The organism is Spirosoma panaciterrae DSM 21099 (assembly GCF_000374025.1).
Lineage (GTDB): Bacteria > Bacteroidota > Bacteroidia > Cytophagales > Spirosomataceae > Spirosoma > Spirosoma panaciterrae.
On record NZ_KB893173.1, the window covers coordinates 1 to 19,751 of the forward strand.

Sequence of the window (19,751 nt, forward strand, 5' to 3'; positions counted from 1 at the left end):
TCATCGCCTTGGTGAGCCGTTACCCCGCCAACTAGCTAATCAGACGCAAGCCCCTCTCAAACCCATAAATGTTTACCCAAAAAACCAGGTGACTCCTTGGGACCGTGCGGGTTTACCCCAGCTTTCGCCGGGCTATCCCCCAGTTTGAGGCAGGTTGCTTACGCGTTACGCACCCGTTTGCCACTGACCTTGCGGCCCGTTCGACTTGCATGTATTAGGCCTGCCGCTAGCGTTCATCCTGAGCCAGGATCAAACTCTCCATCGTAAATAATTGTGTGAAAGACCAGCTTCCACGATGTTGTTCAACCGGGACGCGAACGTCCCCAGGTTGAGTCCTTGTTGTGCTGTCAGTTTGTCAAAGAACTTGGCGCCAGACCCGTTGGTCGAAGCGTGGTGAGAAGTTGTTTTGTGTGCTTCTCGATGTTTGGGAGTGCAAAGGTACGAGACTTTTTGCGGTTTGTCAAGTGAAATCTGAAAATATTTTTTTGACTTGATTTTCAGGGGTTTGCACTTAACTCACTGACTGCCAGGTGTTTGCCTATTTGATCAGCGCCATTTCTTTCGATTTGGGACTGCAAAGGTAGGGAGCTTTTTCACCCTTGTCAAGACCTCATTCTAAAATAATTGGGGCGCCCACCAAACATTATTTGGCAAGTACCCCAATATCAGCCAGTTAGTAGAAATAAAATTTTTAAACTTTTTTCAAAAGATGATTTTTCTTGCCCTTTGAGACCAGAACATATCGCTCTTGCAGCCATTCTAACGCTACAGGAGCCGCAGGATCGGACACTTTTATTTTATTCAGACTGACCGCGTTTTGTGTAATCGCTCGACGAGCTTCTCCTTTCGAGGCATATACTTCGCCCCGGCTAGCCACCGAAAGTAGATCGGTGATATCCTTGCAATCGGCTAATTCATCGGCCGTGATCTCGGTTTGTGGTACCCCTTCAAAGATAACGTCGAACTCATCCGATTCAATGGAACGTAAGGTATCGAGTGTAGCCTTTCCAAATAGAACCTCTGAGGCTTTTACAGCCAGCTCATAACCAGCCTGCGAATGAACCCGAATGGTGACGTCTTTAGCGATGGCCTTTTGTAAAATTCGCAAATGGGGAGCTTCGGCATGCTGTCGTTCCAACTCTTCTATTTCCTCCTTAGGTAACAACGTAAACACCCGGATTAGCCTTGGACAATCATCATCCGTTGCATTGAGCCAAAATTGGTAGAACTGATAAGGGGAGGTCATGGCAGGATCAAGCCATACGTTGCCCCCGGCCGATTTACCAAACTTAGTTCCATCTGCTTTTGTGATCAACGGGGTTGTGAGTGCATAGGCCAGATGTTCTACAGAAGGATCCGCTGACCCACTTTCTTTGCGTCGGATCAGTTCGGTACCCGTTGTTATATTGCCCCACTGGTCTGAACCACCCATTTGCAGGCGAACACCTTTGTTTTTGTAAAGCCAGTAAAAATCGTACCCTTGCAATAGCTGGTAAGAGAATTCCATAAACGACAGTCCGGTTTCCAACCGTTTTTTTACCGAATCCTTGGCTACCATATAATTTACGGTAATGTGCTGCCCTGCTTCCCGTAGAAAGTCCAGAAACGACAATTCCTTAAACCAATCATAATTGTTGACCATTTCGGCGGCATTTTCGCCAGAATCAAAATTCAGAAACCGAGTCAGTTGCGCCCGGATTCCTTCCTGATTTCGACGTAATGTTTCTTCTGACAGATAATCTCGTTCCGTCGAGCGGCCTGATGGATCACCGATCATTCCGGTAGCTCCACCTACCAGTGCGAATGGTTTATGCCCTGCCCGCTGTAGGTGTACCAGCAGCATGATCGTAGCCAGGTTACCAATGTGCAGTGAGGCTGCCGTAGGGTCGAAACCGATATAACCAGCCGTCATTCCTTTTTGTAATTGTTCTTCGGTGCCGGGGGTCATGTCGTGCAACATGCCACGCCAGCGCAGTTCTTCGATAAAATTCATAATTGTCAAAGAGTGAAAGAGTGAATGAGTGAAAGAGCGAAAGAGTGGCTGACGCGAAAACTGTTCGCTCTTTCACTCTTTCGCTCTTTCGCTTTATCACTCTTTAAGAATCGCAAAGTTAATTTTTTATGGTAAAAGCAGCGATGAATCACCGTAACTCAGAAATCGATAGTCGTTTTGCAGCGCTTCGTTGTAAACCTTCTTCCAGTCATCACCGATTAGGGCAGCAATGAGCAGAATGAGTGTCGAACCAGGTTGATGAAAGTTCGTAATAATCCCTTTGCACAGTTTAAGTTTATAACCAGGTGTGATGTAAATACCTGTGTGGGCCACGAGTGATTCCTGGTTTCTTTCAAGCATATACTGCCATACAGCCGTTAACGATGCCTCTACCGACGGCTGATCTGATGCTGGGAGTTGATACGCATACTGCTGATCCAGAAAGAACGGTTCCGACTCCTGATGAATCAACCTGGCCCCCATCCAGTACAAACTTTCCAGCGCCCGCATTGAGGTGGTACCTACAGGAATAATCGTTTCCAGATGTTGAAGCAGCGTTTGCAGGTTTTGCCGGGTATACACAACCTGCTCAGTGTGCATATGATGCTGCCGGACATCCTCTGTTTTGATCGGCTGAAAAGTGCCTGCTCCTACATGCAGGGCTAGATAATCATGATCGATTCCCTGCTTAAGCAGATTATCAAATACAGCAGCCGTAAAATGCAGCCCGGCTGTTGGCGCAGCTACCGCTCCTTCCTGTTTTGAATAAACCGTTTGGTAGGTATCTCGATCGGCCTCTGTGGGGTCACGTTTCAGGTAGGGTGGTAGCGGAATTTCTCCAGCGTTCTGTATGACCTGGGCAAATGTCAGGTCAGCCGGTTGCCAGCTTAATCTGACCAATGACTGGTCGTAGTCGTACCAGGAAACTGACATGTCGATACCCTGTTGTTCCCCTTTTCCGGGCAGTTGCAAAACCAACGTTTCGTCCCGCTTCCAGCGTTTACGATTGCCGATCATCCCCTGCCAGATTGCCGATCCGGTCATTTCCATTGACTGGCTAATGGGTAAATCGCCAGGAAATGGGCTTAAAAGAAACAACTCGATTACTGAGCCGGTCGGTTTTGTAAAATACAATCGGGCCGGAATAACTTTGGTATTATTGAAAACCAGAAAGCTTCCCTTTGGCAACAATGCAGGTAAGTTGGCAAAGGTCTCATGACTTATTTGCCCTTTTCGGTAAACGAGAAGTTTTGAGGCATCGCGCTGTGCCAATGGAAACCGAGCAATTCGCTCATCGGGCAGATCATACTGGAATTGGCTCAACAGCCATTCATTCGATTCAGTCATCATTGCCGGGTTTCATGAACAAACGCACGGGTAATCCTGCCAGTACAGCAATCAAAATAACTGTGCTGAGGGGTAGCAACCAGGCATAGTCGAACGGTTGCAGGCTCCGGTCAGCGCGGTTTACCAGCGACAGAACAAACAAACCCATCGCCAGGATTGTATTAATGGCAGCGATCAGCGCAAAAAACCAGTTGGTAAAAATCTCGTTAAGCAACGGACGGTGACTTGCCCATACGCCTGCGGGCACAGGAATCTGAGCAGTGGGCACGCGTAGAAACAGTTTTGAAATGGCTCTTAAAACCGTATTGGCAATAAGAAAGATGGCGACCGAAAGGTAGAAGATCGTTTCTCGATTTATGGTCTGAATGGGCTGTTTGAGGTCATCGAATCGGACCGCTACTTCTTCAGGATACGAGATATAACTGGCAAATAATGAACCGACAAATCCGATTATAGACAGAATGCGCCACGTTCGGACAAAAAAAGTACCTGCTTTCATGTAAAAGAGTGAAAGAGCGATAGAGCGAAAGGACAACTAACCCAACCTCTTTAATCGACTCGTTAAAATCAGGGGGCAAAGGTACGGCTGGAATGGGTGAAATCCGTTAGTTTCGCCCACTCGATTCGTAGAACTATCTTCGGATGCTGGTAGCAGTCAACCCATTTATTCCCTGGCAAATCCTTCAGACTCGCCAATGTCCGCTCATTTGCTCATGCATATTTTCACGCTTTAATCACTGATGAAGATTTACACAAAAACGGGAGACAAAGGCCAGACCGGACTAATTGGAGGCCGCCGGGTCAGTAAGGCTGATTTACGGATTGACACCTATGGAACCATCGATGAACTGAACGCCTGGCTGGGTCTGGTTCGCGATCAGCCTGTGAATGAGAGTCGAAAAGACATCTTGAAGGACATACAGGATCGGTTATTTACGATGGGGGCTGAACTGGCTACCGATCCCGAAAAGGCCTCCAAACGACCTATACCTAGTATAACTGCTGACGATATTCAGGTGCTTGAACTAGCGATGGACAATATGGATGCCGAACTACCGGAATTGCGTGCCTTTATTCTGCCGGGTGGTCATCAGGCCGTTTCGTTCTGTCATCTGGCCCGAACCGTTTGCCGGCGGGCCGAACGACTGGTCATTACCCTGCACGAACAATCGCCGGTAGACGAACGGGTGCTCCAGTATATCAATCGATTATCTGATTATTTATTTGTTCTGGGCCGGAAAATGGCACAGGAATTGAGTTCCGAAGAGGTTATCTGGAAGCCAAAAGTTTAACTTTTTCATTCGATGAAAAAAAAGTTGTCTTGACAACTAAATTTAGTCGATCTTATTTTTTAGCTTTGCCGAAGCCTGATCTTCAGCAGGCTAACTCATTAACCACAAGCTGTTATGACGACGGACGTATTGCAAATTGAATTGCGGAAAGCGGAAAGCTCCCGCCTTCAGGAGGTAGATTTTAACCATCTGCCTTTCGGAAAACATTTTTCGGACCACATGTTCGTGGCCGATTTCGTCAATGGTGAATGGCAGAACCAGATGATTGTGCCATTCGACAATTTCACGCTAAGCCCTGCTCTGTCGTCACTACATTATGGTCAGTCGATTTTTGAAGGTCTGAAAGCATTTAAAAATGAAGCTGGCGAGGTGTTGATGTTTCGGCCACACGCCAACTTTGAGCGGATGAACGAATCGGCTCGTCGGATGTGCATGGCTACGCTGACCGAAGAGGTGTTTATGGGTGGTCTGGAAGCGCTGCTGCGGATCGATGCAGGCTGGGTGCCGAACACGCCCGATAGCTCGCTGTATATTCGGCCGTTCATGTTTGCCACTGATACCTACCTGGGCGTGGCTCCATCAAAAACCTATCGATTCTGCATTTTCACGGGTCCTGTAGGGGCTTATTATACCAATCCTCCCAAACTGAAAGTGGAAACCGAATACATTCGTTCGGCCCCGGGTGGAGTTGGTTATGCCAAATGCGCTGGCAACTACGCTGGTTCGATGTACCCAACCATGCTGGCTCAACAGCAGGGTTACGATCAGTTGATCTGGACCGATGCCCGCGAACACAAATACATTGAAGAATCGGGTACGATGAACATTATGTTTGTGATCGACGGGAAACTCGTTACCCCTGCCACATCCGACTCAATTCTGAAAGGCGTTACCCGCGATACCATCATCCAGATTGCCCGCAGTTGGGATGTACCTGTTGAAGAACGTCGGGTATCGATTGAAGAAATAATCAGTGGCATTGAAACCGGGCGATTGACCGAAGCATTTGGTGCGGGGACGGCCGTAGTCGTATCGCCTTACTCGCTCATCGGCTACAATGGCAAAGATTATATGCTACCGGAATTCGCGCCAGAAAATTCGTTTGCCGTTCGGGTCAAAAATTACCTGACCGATTTACGGACGGGTAAGATTACCGATCAGTTCGGATGGGTATACAAAGTATAATTCGTTATTACCTCGATAACTAAAAATACCCCGGTCGGCTGGCCGGGGTATTTTTAGTTATACCCCTCAACCAGTTGTCGAATCGTAGCAAGGAAGTTCACAAAAATCGAAATTAACTAAGATTTAATTGACCTTAAGTACCCAAAGTAGTTATTGAATCAATCAATCTTCACTGCCTAATTATCTGCATTTTTTACAACTATCATGAACTCCGCTCCCTCGCTTCTATCACGCCTTGCCGGGGCTACTGGTACCAGTGATCTCAAGGAATGTTCCGTCACCTTCGACTGGTTTCCTGCGGACGCATATTGTATGTATGTCTCATGAAGGGTAGTTTCGATGTACTACTTCATTTTCGGGATACCACACCAACCCATGTACTTCCCTGACGTTACGTAAATCGATTTTCGTATGAGAGCCATTTGGGTACTGTTTTTCACACTTTACAGCCTTCAGTCGGTTGCGCAGTCGCCCCGACCCCTCCGACGCTATTTTGGTATGCATTTCGATTTCCACGCTACGGAAAACGATACCACCATTGGCAGGAACCTCTCCGAGAAATCGCTTGACTCGCTTCTGACGGCCATTAAGCCCGATTTTATCCAGGTTGACTGCAAAGGTCATCCAGGTATCAGCAGCTACCCCTCAAAGGTACCTACGGCTACATCGGCTCGCCACATTACGGGAGATCCACTTGCCTTTTACCGAACCGTGACCCGCAAACATGGTGTGGATTTATATCTGCATTATTCGGGTGTATTTGATGTTGCGGCTATCGAGAAGCACCCAAACTGGGCTGTGGTGAAAGCTGATGGCTCTATCGACAAATCGAAAACTTCGGTTCATGGCCCGTATGCCGATTCGCTCCTGATTCCTCAACTGAACGAGCTGGCCAGCTACGGGGCCGATGGTGTTTGGGTCGATGGCGAATGCTGGGCTACCGTCCTTGATTACTCACCGACGGCACTTCAGCGTTTCCGTGAAGAAACCGGAATTACTACCGTCCCCCGTTCCAGCAAAGACCCTGGTTATGAAGCCTTTCGAGAGTTTGCGCGTCGTTCGTTCGTGAAGTATCTGGGTCGATATATAGATAACGTCCATCAGAAACATCCCACATTCCGCATTGCCTCCAATTGGGCTTATTCATCCATGATGCCCGAGCCCATCACTACGAACGTCAATTTTCTTTCGGGCGACCTGACCCCGGGAAACAGCGTTAATTCGGCAGCGCTGGAAGGACGGATTCTGGCAGCCCAGAGCCAACTCTATAAAAAGCCCTGGGATATTATGTCGTGGAGCTTCTGGTACAGTTTTACCCCCAATCGACAGGGAGACCAGAAAACGGCTGTCCACCTGATGCAGGATGCGGCTCAGATTCTTTCGCTGGGTGGCGGATTTCAGGCCTATTACCAACAAAGCAATACTGGCGCTATCCCCCTGCGTTCCTTACCCGTCATGGCCGAACTTAGCCGTTTCGTTCGAGCCCGACAACCGTTTTGCGAGGGGTCTACGCCCATTCCTCAGGTGGCAGTTGTCTATGCGAACACGACTGTCCGGAACTATAATCAGTCCCTTTTCGGCAATGGCCAGACACAGCGCATCAATGGTGTGTTGACCGCCCTGCTCGATGCCCAGTTTCCTGTTGAAGTTCTGTCGGAGCAGCATTTGCAGGGGCGTATGAGCCAGTATCCGCTCATTGTGGTGTCCCAGCAGGATTCACTTAACCCAGCTTTTCGACGGGCCTTGCTCGACTATACCCAGCAAGGGGGCCATTTGCTTATTGTAGGCGCCCGCAACACCCAACAGTTTGCCAACGAACTGGGTGTAACGCCAGGAGCCATTCAAACGTCGGGCCCGCCTAAAACCATTTTACTGAACGGTAAGACTCTGATGCTCAGTGGCCCTTTCCTACCCATTCGGCCCATAAACAAAACGGCTCAACCGATCGGTCGATTTCTGGCCTCAGAAGCCAACGAACTGGTTGGTGGTGTAGTCGCATCTGAAACCCCGTATGGAAAAGGAAAGCTTACAGCGATCTATGCTGACGTAAGTGCCGATTATCGCATTCATCAGTCGCCTGGACTGCGCGATTTTATAGCCTCTCTGGCCAAACCTCTCCTACCTAATCCGCTCGTCGAGGTGAGTGGCTCCCATCTTGTCCATGTCGTTCTGGGACAACAACGCAATCGGCTCACCGTAAACCTGATCAATACCGGGGGCCGCCATGCCGATCCGCAGGTATTCACCTACGACGAGGTGCCTCCCCTCACCAACCTCACTGTACGTATACGCACCGATCACAAACCCAGACGAATTATACAACAACCTGAAAATCGGCAATTAGCCGTTCAGTATGCCAATGGTATCGCTACCGTGACTGTTCCGCAACTAACCATTCATTCGGTGCTGGTTGTAGATTAATACTTAATGAACAGTCCCATCGGAATACGGCAACTTTATACCTTCTCTATCACGATCAATAGTCTCAGAACATAGCTCTTTCTGGCAAGAAATTTAAATTAATAGCTATTTAATTGAATTTTTTAAATACAAGTAATCATTTGTATAATTTAGCCACCTGAAAATTTATCTACATCCAAATGTATATTCGTATGAAACCCACTATCCTGCTAATTACTCTACTGAGTATCACACTCCTGTTCAACGCTTGCAAAAAAGAAGAGGCAACCCCACAAGCGCCTGTCAATCTTGTTAAAAACGGTGATATGGAATCTTACCCTTGGCAAGACTGGGTGCCCTATTTTGGCTATAATCTGACTAGTAACCCAAATGGCTATACAAATGCCTATACCCTAGAAGCCGCCACATCGGGCACTCATTCAATAAAGGCTAGTTGTACAAGCGTTAAAAACGACTCTACTTTTTATATGTTCGTACAGCAGTTCTTCCCCCAGACGCTTAAGGTGGGTGATAAGCTTACCTTAAAGGCCAAAATCAAAACGGATAACCTGGCAGGGCAAGGCGTTTCACTGGTCATACGAGGTGATCAAATCGTAAATGGCAAGTCCAATATGGTATTCTTTACAACTTCACAAGGCAAAACAGTTATTAATGGAACCGGAGCTTTTAAGGAGTATGCTGTTACCCTAGATTCGTATCCTGGTACTGCCGATTATATTTCCGTTTATCTGATTTATCTACCCCAAACTACAGGTACTGTCTATTTCGATGATGTTTCGCTGACGGCCAATTGAGCTTCTCACTACAGCGATATTATATAGGGTTTATTATCGGGCCATTTTCTCTTATTTAGGCATTGATGAACTGTCTATCCTACTCCATCCGTTGTTTCTTACTGCTGAGTTTTTGCACCTTGTGTATTTGTTGCAAACCATCTGAGGAAGATTTACTTAAGGATTTATCGACCGATCAGATTGCCATAGTACAAGCCTTGAACAAGGCAATAGCCCCAATTCAGGATGCTGATCCGGAACGCGATTTTTCAGAGTTGGCTCCGCTCGATACGGCCCTGGCAAACGCGCAGGTAGTCGGGATGGGCGAAGGCACCCATGGCACAAGGGAGTTTTTTCAGATGAAAGACCGACTGTTTCGATATTTAGTACAAAAACATGGATTTCAGGCCATTGCCTTTGAAGCCAATTTTGGTCGTTCGGTTATCGTGAATCGATATATACATGGCCAAACAACTAACCTGAGCACGGCTGCCCAGGCAGCAAAAAGCATGTACTTCTGGACTTGGTCAACTGATGAGGTACGCGAATTACTACAATGGATGAAGGATTACAATACCGGAAAACCAGCCAGTCAACAACTGTCTTTCTACGGTTTTGATTGCCAGTATGCGGACGATGAGTTCCCATTGATCCGTGAGTTTTTTTACAAAGTGGAGCCGGGCCTGGTATCTAAAGTTGACACCACAGCTAATTTATACACCCTTACCACGAAAAGTACGGCTACCGACTCGGTTCGTGCCCAATATACCCAACGGTTACCCGGCTTGTATAATCTGTTTATTACCAATGAGAGTCAATGGGTATCGGCAGGGGGGCGTACCGATTATGAAATTGCCCGACAGGCTGCCCGTGTCCTGATCCAACAGGCGAATATTATAGCTGGTGATGCTTGCAATGCCACCATTAAACGAGATATGTACATGGCCGAAAATGTACAGTGGCTCTTAACCAGAATGAATACGGGCAAGCTAAGCTTATGGGCGCATAATTACCACATTTCGACACTAACGTATGGCAATTGCAGCCAACCTTCCATGGGTGGCTATTTAAAACAAAAGTTAAAAGACAAGTATCTAACGGTCTGCACCTTGCTAACCAATGGTACGTTTACGGTCCGTGATGCATCGAAAAGTGATACACCGTTGACCCAATTATCAGTACATACGGCGGATGTAAAAACATCCTACAATTACTTATTGGGCAAAGCTCAGTATCCCAATTTTATATTCAAGGTAAATCAATCGGGATTAGCTCCTTCGCTAACAAGCTGGTTAGGGGCAAATCATCCATTATTTGAAACAGGATCCGGTTTTAATGAGTCCCGTGCTGAGCAGTATTACAGTATTGCTGCCCTTACCGGACGATTCGACATTCTCATCCATTTTCGGGATACATCGCAATCGCAGCTACTTCCCTAGTTTCGTCAGGGAAGTAGGATAACAACCCAACTTACTATTCTTTTAAAGTTAATTTTGGAATGGCACAAATAAAATACGCCCAATATTTTGTTCGATAAATACCATTTGCTTACTTGAGCCATCTTTCTATCTACTCCTATGAAGCTCCCAATTCTTTTTCTCCTATTCACTGTATGGGTAAGTAATGCCTTCGGGCAGTTCACTGTTTATCAGAACGACAATGGGCAGCTTTTTACGACGTTTGAAACCTACTCAAGCGGTGTCAACGCCGGTGCCCGAACGCAAACGACCTACCAGGGTAGCCCATTTTTAACCTTTCCAATCTGGCAGCCCGGCACGGTTCTTTTAGATAAACATGGGAAACAGATAGATGCCGAACTAGCCTATAATGTGGTCAACAATCAGGTACTTTATCGCTTCCCAGGCGATTCAGCCGTTCAGATTATCACCCCGGAAACGTTTACTATAAATTCGGATCGTTTTATTCATCCTCAGGGCACTATATCGGCTACTACTTTTCGGCCTTACTTAATGGTGCTGTCCGACGGCCCCACCAAACTACTCAAAGGCATTAGTCGGCAACTCAGAGCCAATACCCGGCTCGATAGTTATAGCAAGGATATCTATACGCTTGGCGCGTACATCACCAAAACTGATTATTACATTCAGAAAGGAGAAGCCAAACCGGAGTTGGTCAATCTGGCCAAGCCCAATTCTATACTGGCCGTTTTGTATGAACAAACCGACAGGATAAAGGCCCAATTACCCGACAAGCCGCTAACACCGGAAGTCCTCATCCCAATTCTGGATTACTACGACAATTTGATGGCTGCCGACCGTACGACCAAATCACCTTTGATGGGGAATCTGACCTTTACGCAAGTGCTTCATCAAAAGATCACCTATCCGAGCTATGCACAAAGTCAGGGTATATACGGACGGGTTTATGCGGGTTTTGACATCGATAATCAGGGAAATATAAAAAACGTAACCATTTTGAGCCCCGAGAATGCCGGTTTCCGGTTCGATATACTCGTCAGGAATACACTGGAAAAAATGCCCCCGGTCAACCCCGACTTACGAGGCACATATGTTTTGCCCGTTACCTTTATCCTCACCAACACCAAAGAGTCGAGCGAACCCCATATTCCGGTTAATCAACTCTCCGACGATCGCCTGAGCGGCAAGACGGTACTGGACGAATTCACGGTTAAAACCACCATCTCAAAACCCGGCATTACATCGCGTGAAGTGTGGGGGTATTATAAGTGATCCCGTTCTCTGGCTAACTACCTTACTTTACGGAAGCGGTGGCGGCCGCATTGGTAAGAGCCAGCTTGATTTTCAGACCGAAATCTTTACCTTTCGATACGTCGCTCATGGTGGCCACAACCCCATGGCCACTAATCCACTGACTACCTTCTTTACCTGGCTTCGGGGCTCCGTAACGGGCCGTGAAATAGGCTTCCAGCTCTTTCTGATAGGCACTTACCGATTCCCGATTGTTCAGAAATAAGTCTACATCGATGGCCGATACTTTTTTGGCCGTTTGATAGTAGAGCATATCAGCCGATTCAAGGTTTTTAAACTCAATGGTGTATCCGATATGGTCATCATCACTTTCGAAGGGTTCACCTTTCTCCATTCCCTTCACCTTCTCAAAATCATCTCCCAGATTGATACCGCGCCAATCGCTGTCGGCCGTCAGTCCTAACTCGGCCAGGTGATCGGTGATAACCACGTCGGTCCCGTTAGCCGATGGAACAGAAGCCGTTGTTGTATCGGCAGTTTGGGTATTTGTCTGTTTGCCATTTTTGCAAGCCTGCTGACTGAGTACGAAGGCTAAACTGAAGAGGAGAAGTAGCGTAGTTTGTTTCATAGATGTAGCGCAGGTGGCAACCCGCGTCCATGGTTTTTACCGAACGGGTTGCCACCCGCATTTTCTTAACTGACCCGTTTACCCTGCAACAACATGTCGACGGCATCGCCAAACGAACCCGCACGGATCATTTCTCCAGAGTTGATGAAGAAAATTTCGTCGGCACTTTCAATGGTGTTCAGCCGGTGGGCAATGATGATTCGGGTGGTGGATTCGGGCAGGTTTTTTAGTATTTCTTCCAGCAATTGTTCGGTAACCGTGTCAATATTGGCAGTGGCTTCGTCCAGAATGAGCAATTCGGGATTGCGTAAAACGGCCCGGATGAACGCGATCAATTGTTTTTGTCCCAGGCTAATCGAATCGCCGGTCGACTGTACTTTCGTTTCCAGTCCTTCATCGAATCGTTCCAGCAACCCCTCCAGATTGGCTTGTCGGATTACGTCGATCAATTGCTCGTTGGTATATTGCCGATATGCTTCATTGCCATACAGGATATTGTCGCGAACGGTACCCGTAAACAAAAACGGCTCCTGTAAAATAAACCCGATCTTCTGCGTCCGCTCTTCAGCGGTATAAGCCCGTATATCTTTACCATTGAGCAATACGGTTCCGCTGGTTGGGTCATACAGTCGGGCAATGAGCGAAGCGGTTGTGGTTTTGCCGCCCCCCGTTGGCCCTACCAGGGCGTAGGTCTTTCCCCGTTCGAGAGTAAAGCTGATGGAATGCAGTACTTCATGGCCATTGGGATAGCTAAACGAAACGTTCTGAAACGACAGCAGGGATGTGATTGGTAGGGTCAGTGGGTTTTCAATCGTCGGCAGGTTCGATTGCATGGTCAGCAAGTACGAAATGCGGTCCCAACCCGCCATTGCCACCTGAAAGCTGGCCCATAAGGCGGCCAATTGCCGGAGGGGGTTATAAAAATGGGTTACGTACGATAAAAAGCTAATCAGCAATCCGATGGTAAATCGATCGGTCGAGATCAGATAGATGCCAAAGGTGAGCACCACCACTTGCCCCATACTAGCCACAAAGCCATATACGGGCAGAAAAATAGTATTGGCGATCCCTGCCCCTATCGCAGCCTGATAATTCTCTTCATTGGCCTCTTCAAACCGTTTGCGAAAATAATCGCGTCGGTTAAAGGCAATGATTACCTTAAAATTAGTCAGGCTTTCCTGAATTTCGGCACTCATACCGCCCACCGTTTTCAGGCTGGCCGCGTTTTTCCGCTTCACCCAGGGTGACGTAATCTGGGTAAACAACCAGATCAGAATGGCAGGTGCCAGAGCAGCCGCTCCCAGTGGTAAATCAATAAAGAGCAGGAAGAGTCCAGCACCAATCATGGTCACGATACTTCCCACAAAATTCATCAGCGACTGGGAGAAAAACTGATTTAGCTTATCAGTGTCGTTATTGATGCGCGAAATTAAATCCCCGGCTTTATTCTGATTAAAAAATGCGACGGGCAATTCCTGCAATTTACTGAACACAGCGTTTCGTAGTTTGAACAGCATCCGCTGTCCTACGCCCCCCATGAGCCGGGTCTGTACATAGCTGGTTCCGAGCGTACAGGCATACATCGCCAGTAAAATACTACCGTATACCAGTAACCCATGAAATTGTTTTGCCCGAACGTAGGTGTCTACAGCCCGGCCGATCAATACCGGACCCAGCAGGTTCAGGCTTGAATTGATTACAATAGCCGCAAAAGCCAGGAGCAGCGTCTGACGCTCATCATTGATGAAAGACAGGAGCTTGCGGAGGGCTTTTGTCGTGGCATTTTTCTCTTCCTTCTGCCCGACAAACTGATTAAGATCGTAGTTCATACTGGTTGGTGCTCCGCTGCGACTGATAAATCTGAACGTATTCGGGGCTAGTGGCCATCAGTTGGGTATGCGTACCCTGATCGACAATTTCGCCTTCCATCAGTAAAATAATCTGCTCATAATGCGCAATGGAAGCAATCTTTTGCGTCACCGAAATCAGGGTCATACCCGGGTAATTTTGCTGCACATTGGCCAGAATTTTCTGCTCGGTACTGGTATCGACCCGCGCGGTAAAATCATCCAGGAGGAGTACTTTCGGGTTGAGTGCCAACGCGCGAGCCAGCATAATCCGCTGCTTCTGCCCCCCCGACAGGCTATTCCCCCGCTCCGACACAATGGTTTCGAGTTTATCGGGCAACGAATCAACAAAATCCTGTAATTCGGCCGTGGCTATGGCTCGGCTCATGGAGGCTTCTGTAACCGTTTCGTTAAAAGCTATGTTCTCGCGCAGGCTCATATTGAAGATAATACTGTCCTGAAAGACAAATCCAACCTGCTGATGAAAGGCGTCTTCGTTGTAGTCGTCAATTGGTTGCCCATCAAACAGCACCTGACCCGATGTGGGTTTGATCAGGCCCGTCAACAGAAACAAGAGCTGGCTCTTACCCGCAGCCGTTGGCCCTACGATAGCGGTTCGCGTTCCTGCCCTGACCGCAAACGAAACCGCTTTCAAAACTGGCTTTTCTCCGTAGTTGATCGATACGTTCTGAAGCGCCACATCGCCTTTCAATGCCACATCCATGGTCCCACTCTTCGCTGTTTCGGGAGCCTGCAACACCTGATTCACCCGCATGTACGAAGCCGAAGCCTGAGCAATAACGTTACTCATGAACCCAATGAGGATGATTGGAAAAATAAGTAGAGCCAGGTAGCTGTTGAAAGCCGCAAAATCGCCCAGAGACATCTGCTCTGTTATCACAAAATGGCCACCCAGCACCAGAATCGTAAGCGCAGCCATGTTGGCCGTGAACGTAATTACGGGGATGAGTCCGGCAAATAACCGAAGAATACCAATTCCTAAATCCTTTGCCTGGGTGTTGGCAGCCAGAAACTTGTCGTATTCCAGTTGTTGTGAATGAATCACCCGAATCAGGGCTGATCCCAGAATGCTTTCGTTGATGACCTTGTTGAGCCAGTCGATTACCTCGCGGCTTTTGATGAACAGGACACGAACTTTTTTGAGGACCAGAAAAAACGTGACCCCAATGATAGGAACAATCGACAGTACAGCCAGGCCCAGTTGCCAGTTGATGTTAATGAGCAGAATACTCGCTCCGACAATGATGCAAAGCGATGATACAATGGATACAATGGCCTGCGAAACAAACGTTTTGACGGAGTCGATATCTGAAGTCAGATTGGTAAGCAGTTTGGCCGGGTTCGCTTCCTGAATGTAGGTAAAGCTCTGTCGTGAGATTTTATCGGCTAGTTTCGTTCGAAGGTCTTTAGCAACCCGTTCTGAGGCCCGAGTTTGGACAATGCTCTGGAGGTAGGTAAACAGAAAAACAACCAATGCGGCCCCCATAAACTGAACCAGCGTTGTTTTCAGCACGTAATGGCCTGCATTATACCCATCAATCGCGTGTGCGATAATCATCGGCAACACCAGGTTGATTCCGTTGCTGGCCAGCGCCAGGAAGATCAGTAAAAAAATCGTTCTGGAATAGGGTTTTAGCAAACCCAACAAGGGCGAAGGGGGTTTCTTTGCGGCTTCTTTTTTGGGTACAGGTTGGCTCATAGACAGCCTTGGGTGAAGGATACCACAAAGGTAGCAAAAAGCGTATCGGTATGGGGTTAAAAGTTTGAACACGAAGGTGCCTTTACACTTTTAATCCCATACCGACTGTTTATTTATCCCCTGCTTTCGGCTCTACGGCTTTGGTCACATCCACAATTTTGGTAACCTTTCCCGTTTTGCGCTCTTCTATTTGCTCCAGCAGTTGTAGTCCCATCAGCCCATTCAGAGAGCCCTCGGAGCTATTGCCTGCACCGTTGATGACAATATCGGGTATGATGCGAATCTGGCCTTTGCCAATCTCTTCGGTGATTTTGAAGCGGGTAAAGTTATCGTCGCCCATTGCCCGTACCTGCAATTCATAGGCTTCAGCAGTCGAACGGCCAATTGCCAGGATTTTCTCAGCTTCGGCATTCCCCGTTTTGGCAATACGCTCAGCTTCAGCATCGGCGGTAAGTTTGGTAGCCTCCGCATCGGCGCCAGCCTGACGACGACGGGCCTCGGCATTTGCTTCGGCTCTCACTTTGGTAGCTTCCGCTTCGGCAGCCACCTGCAATTTCAGACTTCTGGCCTCCCCTTCCGATTTTTTCACGGCGGCATCGGCCGTCCGCTGGGCAATTTCGACACTTTGCTGAGCTTTCACCACTTCGCGCTGAATATCGGCCAAAGCCGTTTCGCGTTCCATGCCCTGCCGTTTCTCCTGCGCCATCCGCTGCGTTTCGTAGGTTTTTTCCTCCTCCTGCGCAATCTTCCGGTCGGTGAGGGTTTTCATCAGGCTATCGGGCGGCACAATATCACCAATCAGTGTATCGACCGCGTTCACGTTATATACTTCCAGTACCGCACGGATATGTTCGCGGGCGGCCTCCTGCCGCTCTTTCCGGGTGCTCAGGAAGGCAATCACATCGGAATCCTGCGCTGAGTTACGAAAGTAGTTACCAATGGTTGGCTCCAGTACCTGCGATACCAGGTTGGTCATACTGCCAAAGCGGGCGATCACTTTCGGAGCCTCGGCCGATGGGATGTGGATGATCTGCGCGACATCAAGGTTAAAGGGGAACCCATCTTTCGAGCGTACCGTAATGGTCGACAGGTTTCGGTCGAGGGCGTGGGCCTCCGTTCGGGCATTGGCCCAGTTGAGGACCAGGTTCGTTGTCGGTACGCCTTCCACTTTCATGGTGTATGTGTTGATCGGATATTTGCCCGGCCCCAGCGGCTCCATCCAGACACCCCGAAAGCCTTTACGTACAATGTTGCCATGTTTGAATGATTCGCCTGTGAGGTCTTCGCCATCTTCACCAATGTAGGAAATCACGACACCCACATGCCCAATGGCTACCTCGGTCATCGGTATTTCTTCGATCTGCACGGCCCAGGGGTTGATATAATAGGAACCCGCCAGCACAACCTGTGGCTGAAGCCCCCGATTACCGCCATATTTAAGGAAGCTGTCGACGTCCTGGAAGTTGTTATGACCCTCTATGGTTTTACCGGCAATCTGCCCCGGCTGTAAAGGAGCGCCGTCGAGCGTGGTAATAATACCAACCATGTTTTCACGTATAACGGTCATGTCGGCGATGGTTATCGTAAACGCGAAGGTATTGATCCGGTATGTACCGGGTGTCAACAAAGCCGTTTGACGACCTTTTTGGCCTCCAGTGGCCAGAAAGCGCTCGGTATCCTGAAAGTTATCACAATCGACACGACGCGCCAGAATATTACCGGTTGGTAGCTCAGCCCCATCGTTGGAAAGGACAAGGCCAATTTTTCCTTCAGGAATAACCGTAAACGGCTGCATCGTTATCCCATACTGCCAGGGCCACATCCACCAATATAAACCCGGAGCCAGGGTCTGCGCCTGATACCCGGCTTCGCCTTTGGTAGCAATGATTCGCCCATCTGGCAAGCCTTTTTCGGCACCCACCAATACGTATTTTTTCGTTACCAGACCAATTCGGTCTTCGGGGACAATGACCATCCCGAACAGGAAGCGAAGTACCCATTTATAGAGTACAACAGCCATAAAAAGTAGGGCAACCCAGCCCCATGTGGATACAAGTGGTAAAAATTCCATGAATGAAACAATGATAAATGGTTAAGAAATAAAATCGGAAAGCGCCTGGAGTCGAACGACTCCTCTAGCAAGCGAAGAATGAAGACATTAGGTCTACATTGGTGTAGGGGTTTGACTGTCGGATTGACGCGTCAAATGTATAGCGTGACCTGATTTCCGTGTATCGAAAATCGGATGATTGGTTACGGTGAGACTGGATTGGAGCCGGGGATTGATGAGCGGCCTGACCTACAGCTCCTGTGCCAGATTGAAGAAAAATCCGGTGGTGCCCTGTGCATTGATGGTACCACTGAACCGAAGTACCAGATTGTAGAATGTAACTACATCGAGGCTCAACCCCGTTCCGGCCAATAGCTTATTAGCCAGGCGACTCTGGTACTGTTCGGCTACGGTACTATGTACATAACCCGCATCGCCAAAAGCAGTCAGATAGGCCGCTATCGGAACGGTATTGAACTGGCGAACGTGGAGCCAGTTTAGTTGCTTGCGCACATTGAATAATTGATACCGTAGACTATTTCGCCAGATAGCCGTCCGCTGTCCATCAATCACATATAACTCATAACCCCGAATCATATCGCTCGAATTGCCGAGTCCCCGCAGGTTGTAATAGGGCTGATGGTTCGGCCAGGTGGAGCGTCCCCGGAAATTGACCGCACCGTAGAATTTGCCGCCCAACGGCCAATAACGGGTAATGGATGCAGATACATCCAGAAATCGAAAGTTATCGCTGGGCAATAAACCCGATGCCGTCAGTCCACCCACAAATAGCGTTCCCTGCAACGGATATACGATGTTGTCGCGTCGGTCGTATCGATAGCTGTAGCCTAGTGACGAGTAGTGCTGGGTGGTTTGTCCGTACAGAAAATAATCGGGGTTTAGTTTGGCAATGGTATCAGCGATGGTATTTCGGGTATAGGTGGCATTGAGGGTATGGTAATGATAAAGTCCCCGGCGATGCGTCAGAATCACAGTCGCGTAAGCCCGTTCACGCAGGACATCTTCTGACTTGGCATACACCCATTTATCGAACTGGGTCCGGTACGGAATTTCTTTATTGGTCACGTAAACCAGATCGGCCCGCAAGCCAATCTTTTGAGCCTTGTCGATGTATGGTGTGGCATACGACAATACAGTACGTTGCAGAAACCCTCGTTCAATGGCTATCTGGAGCCGATCATTGGTTCCCGTTACGTTTCGATAACTCAGTCGCCCTCCATAGATTACCCGGCTAAAATCACGCCCCCGGTCGTACCACCACTCATTGAAATTACGATCGGCCAGATCGAAAACCGGGTAAGCGATGAAATACCAACGCTCTTTCATCGTCACCGTCAGGTCAAGTTGTGCGGGTGTGATCGGGTCCGACGAGGGTGTAAGCGATGTGGTTATATCGACCGTTATAAACAGGGTTGTATTATTAATGTTTCGCTGATCCCAGGCGATGCGGTCCGGTAAGTCGGCCAAACGAACAGAATCTCCAACGTGCAGCGTCATTTCGCGGGTCACGATCCGATCTTTCGTACGGTAATTACCTTTAAGGGTGATGGAACGTATCACGACTGTCTGTGTCGAATCGGTCGCCGAATCAGCGAAAGCAAATTGAAAAGACATCAGAAACACCGCTACGACCTGCATAACGGACGGCCACATTTTGGGAATCATTCTCAAAAATACGTCTTTTCAAAAAAATAAGACAAGAATATCTCCATATCCTGCAAATAGCTATGTATAATTGCTAGCGCGTGAGCGAACACCTATGATGATTCTTTAAAGATACTACA

General features: G+C 48.3%; 14 protein-coding genes and 1 rRNA gene. 6 read left to right on the forward strand and 9 right to left on the reverse strand.

From position 1 onward, the window contains the following. From B153_RS0103350 to B153_RS0103365, 4 genes are all read right to left on the reverse strand, one after another. Positions 1-265 (reverse strand): 16S ribosomal RNA (locus B153_RS0103350); the annotation flags it as partial. 426 nt (positions 266-691) lie between these two features. Then, positions 692-1,993, reverse strand: coding sequence for a tyrosine--tRNA ligase (gene tyrS, locus B153_RS0103355; RefSeq protein WP_020595250.1), 1,302 nt, complete (start codon positions 1,991-1,993; stop codon positions 692-694). A gap of 126 nt (positions 1,994-2,119) precedes the next feature. Next, a complete protein-coding gene (locus B153_RS0103360; RefSeq protein WP_020595251.1) occupies positions 2,120-3,340 on the reverse strand; it encodes an S-adenosylmethionine:tRNA ribosyltransferase-isomerase in 1,221 nt (406 codons plus the stop codon). Further along, complete coding sequence (locus B153_RS0103365) at positions 3,333-3,839, reverse strand: hypothetical protein (protein WP_020595252.1); 507 nt, start codon at positions 3,837-3,839, stop codon at positions 3,333-3,335. The genes B153_RS0103360 and B153_RS0103365 overlap by 8 nt, the downstream gene beginning before the upstream one ends. A gap of 241 nt (positions 3,840-4,080) precedes the next feature. Here B153_RS0103365 and B153_RS0103370 point away from each other — a divergent pair, with 241 nt between their 5' ends. From B153_RS0103370 to B153_RS0103395, 6 genes are all read left to right on the forward strand, one after another. After that, complete coding sequence (locus B153_RS0103370) at positions 4,081-4,632, forward strand: cob(I)yrinic acid a,c-diamide adenosyltransferase (protein ID WP_020595253.1); 552 nt, start codon at positions 4,081-4,083, stop codon at positions 4,630-4,632. A gap of 114 nt (positions 4,633-4,746) precedes the next feature. Further along, positions 4,747-5,817, forward strand: a complete 1,071-nt coding sequence (locus tag B153_RS0103375) for a branched-chain amino acid aminotransferase (RefSeq protein ID WP_020595254.1) — start codon at positions 4,747-4,749, stop codon at positions 5,815-5,817. Between the two features lie 411 nt (positions 5,818-6,228). Further along, the gene (locus tag B153_RS0103380; protein WP_020595255.1) at positions 6,229-8,238 is read left to right on the forward strand and encodes an alpha-amylase family protein; all 2,010 of its coding nucleotides are present in this window, start codon (positions 6,229-6,231) and stop codon (positions 8,236-8,238) included. Positions 8,239-8,429: 191 nt separating this feature from the next. Next, entirely contained in the window at positions 8,430-9,032 is a 603-nt protein-coding gene (locus B153_RS0103385) for a hypothetical protein (RefSeq protein WP_157634565.1), read from the forward strand. 197 nt (positions 9,033-9,229) lie between these two features. Next, positions 9,230-10,450: an erythromycin esterase family protein gene (locus tag B153_RS0103390; protein ID WP_026261881.1), complete on the forward strand. Its 1,221-nt coding sequence runs from the start codon at positions 9,230-9,232 to the stop codon at positions 10,448-10,450. 138 nt (positions 10,451-10,588) lie between these two features. Continuing rightward, entirely contained in the window at positions 10,589-11,722 is a 1,134-nt protein-coding gene (locus B153_RS0103395) for an energy transducer TonB (protein ID WP_020595258.1), read from the forward strand. Between the two features lie 22 nt (positions 11,723-11,744). Here the strand turns inward: B153_RS0103395 and B153_RS0103400 are convergent, their stop codons facing one another. From B153_RS0103400 to B153_RS0103420, 5 genes are all read right to left on the reverse strand, one after another. Next, positions 11,745-12,329, reverse strand: coding sequence for a hypothetical protein (locus tag B153_RS0103400; RefSeq protein ID WP_020595259.1), 585 nt, complete (start codon positions 12,327-12,329; stop codon positions 11,745-11,747). Positions 12,330-12,394: 65 nt separating this feature from the next. Beyond that, on the reverse strand, positions 12,395-14,158 hold the full coding sequence (locus B153_RS0103405; protein ID WP_020595260.1) for an ABC transporter ATP-binding protein: 1,764 nt from the start codon (positions 14,156-14,158) through the stop codon (positions 12,395-12,397). After that, a complete protein-coding gene (locus B153_RS0103410; RefSeq protein ID WP_020595261.1) occupies positions 14,142-15,896 on the reverse strand; it encodes an ABC transporter ATP-binding protein in 1,755 nt (584 codons plus the stop codon). The genes B153_RS0103405 and B153_RS0103410 overlap by 17 nt, the downstream gene beginning before the upstream one ends. A gap of 109 nt (positions 15,897-16,005) precedes the next feature. Then, on the reverse strand, positions 16,006-17,916 hold the full coding sequence (locus B153_RS0103415) for an SPFH domain-containing protein (protein WP_245564826.1): 1,911 nt from the start codon (positions 17,914-17,916) through the stop codon (positions 16,006-16,008). Positions 17,917-18,195: 279 nt separating this feature from the next. Then, a complete protein-coding gene (locus B153_RS0103420; protein ID WP_020595263.1) occupies positions 18,196-19,632 on the reverse strand; it encodes a BamA/TamA family outer membrane protein in 1,437 nt (478 codons plus the stop codon). Between the last annotated feature and the right edge of the window lie 119 nt (positions 19,633-19,751).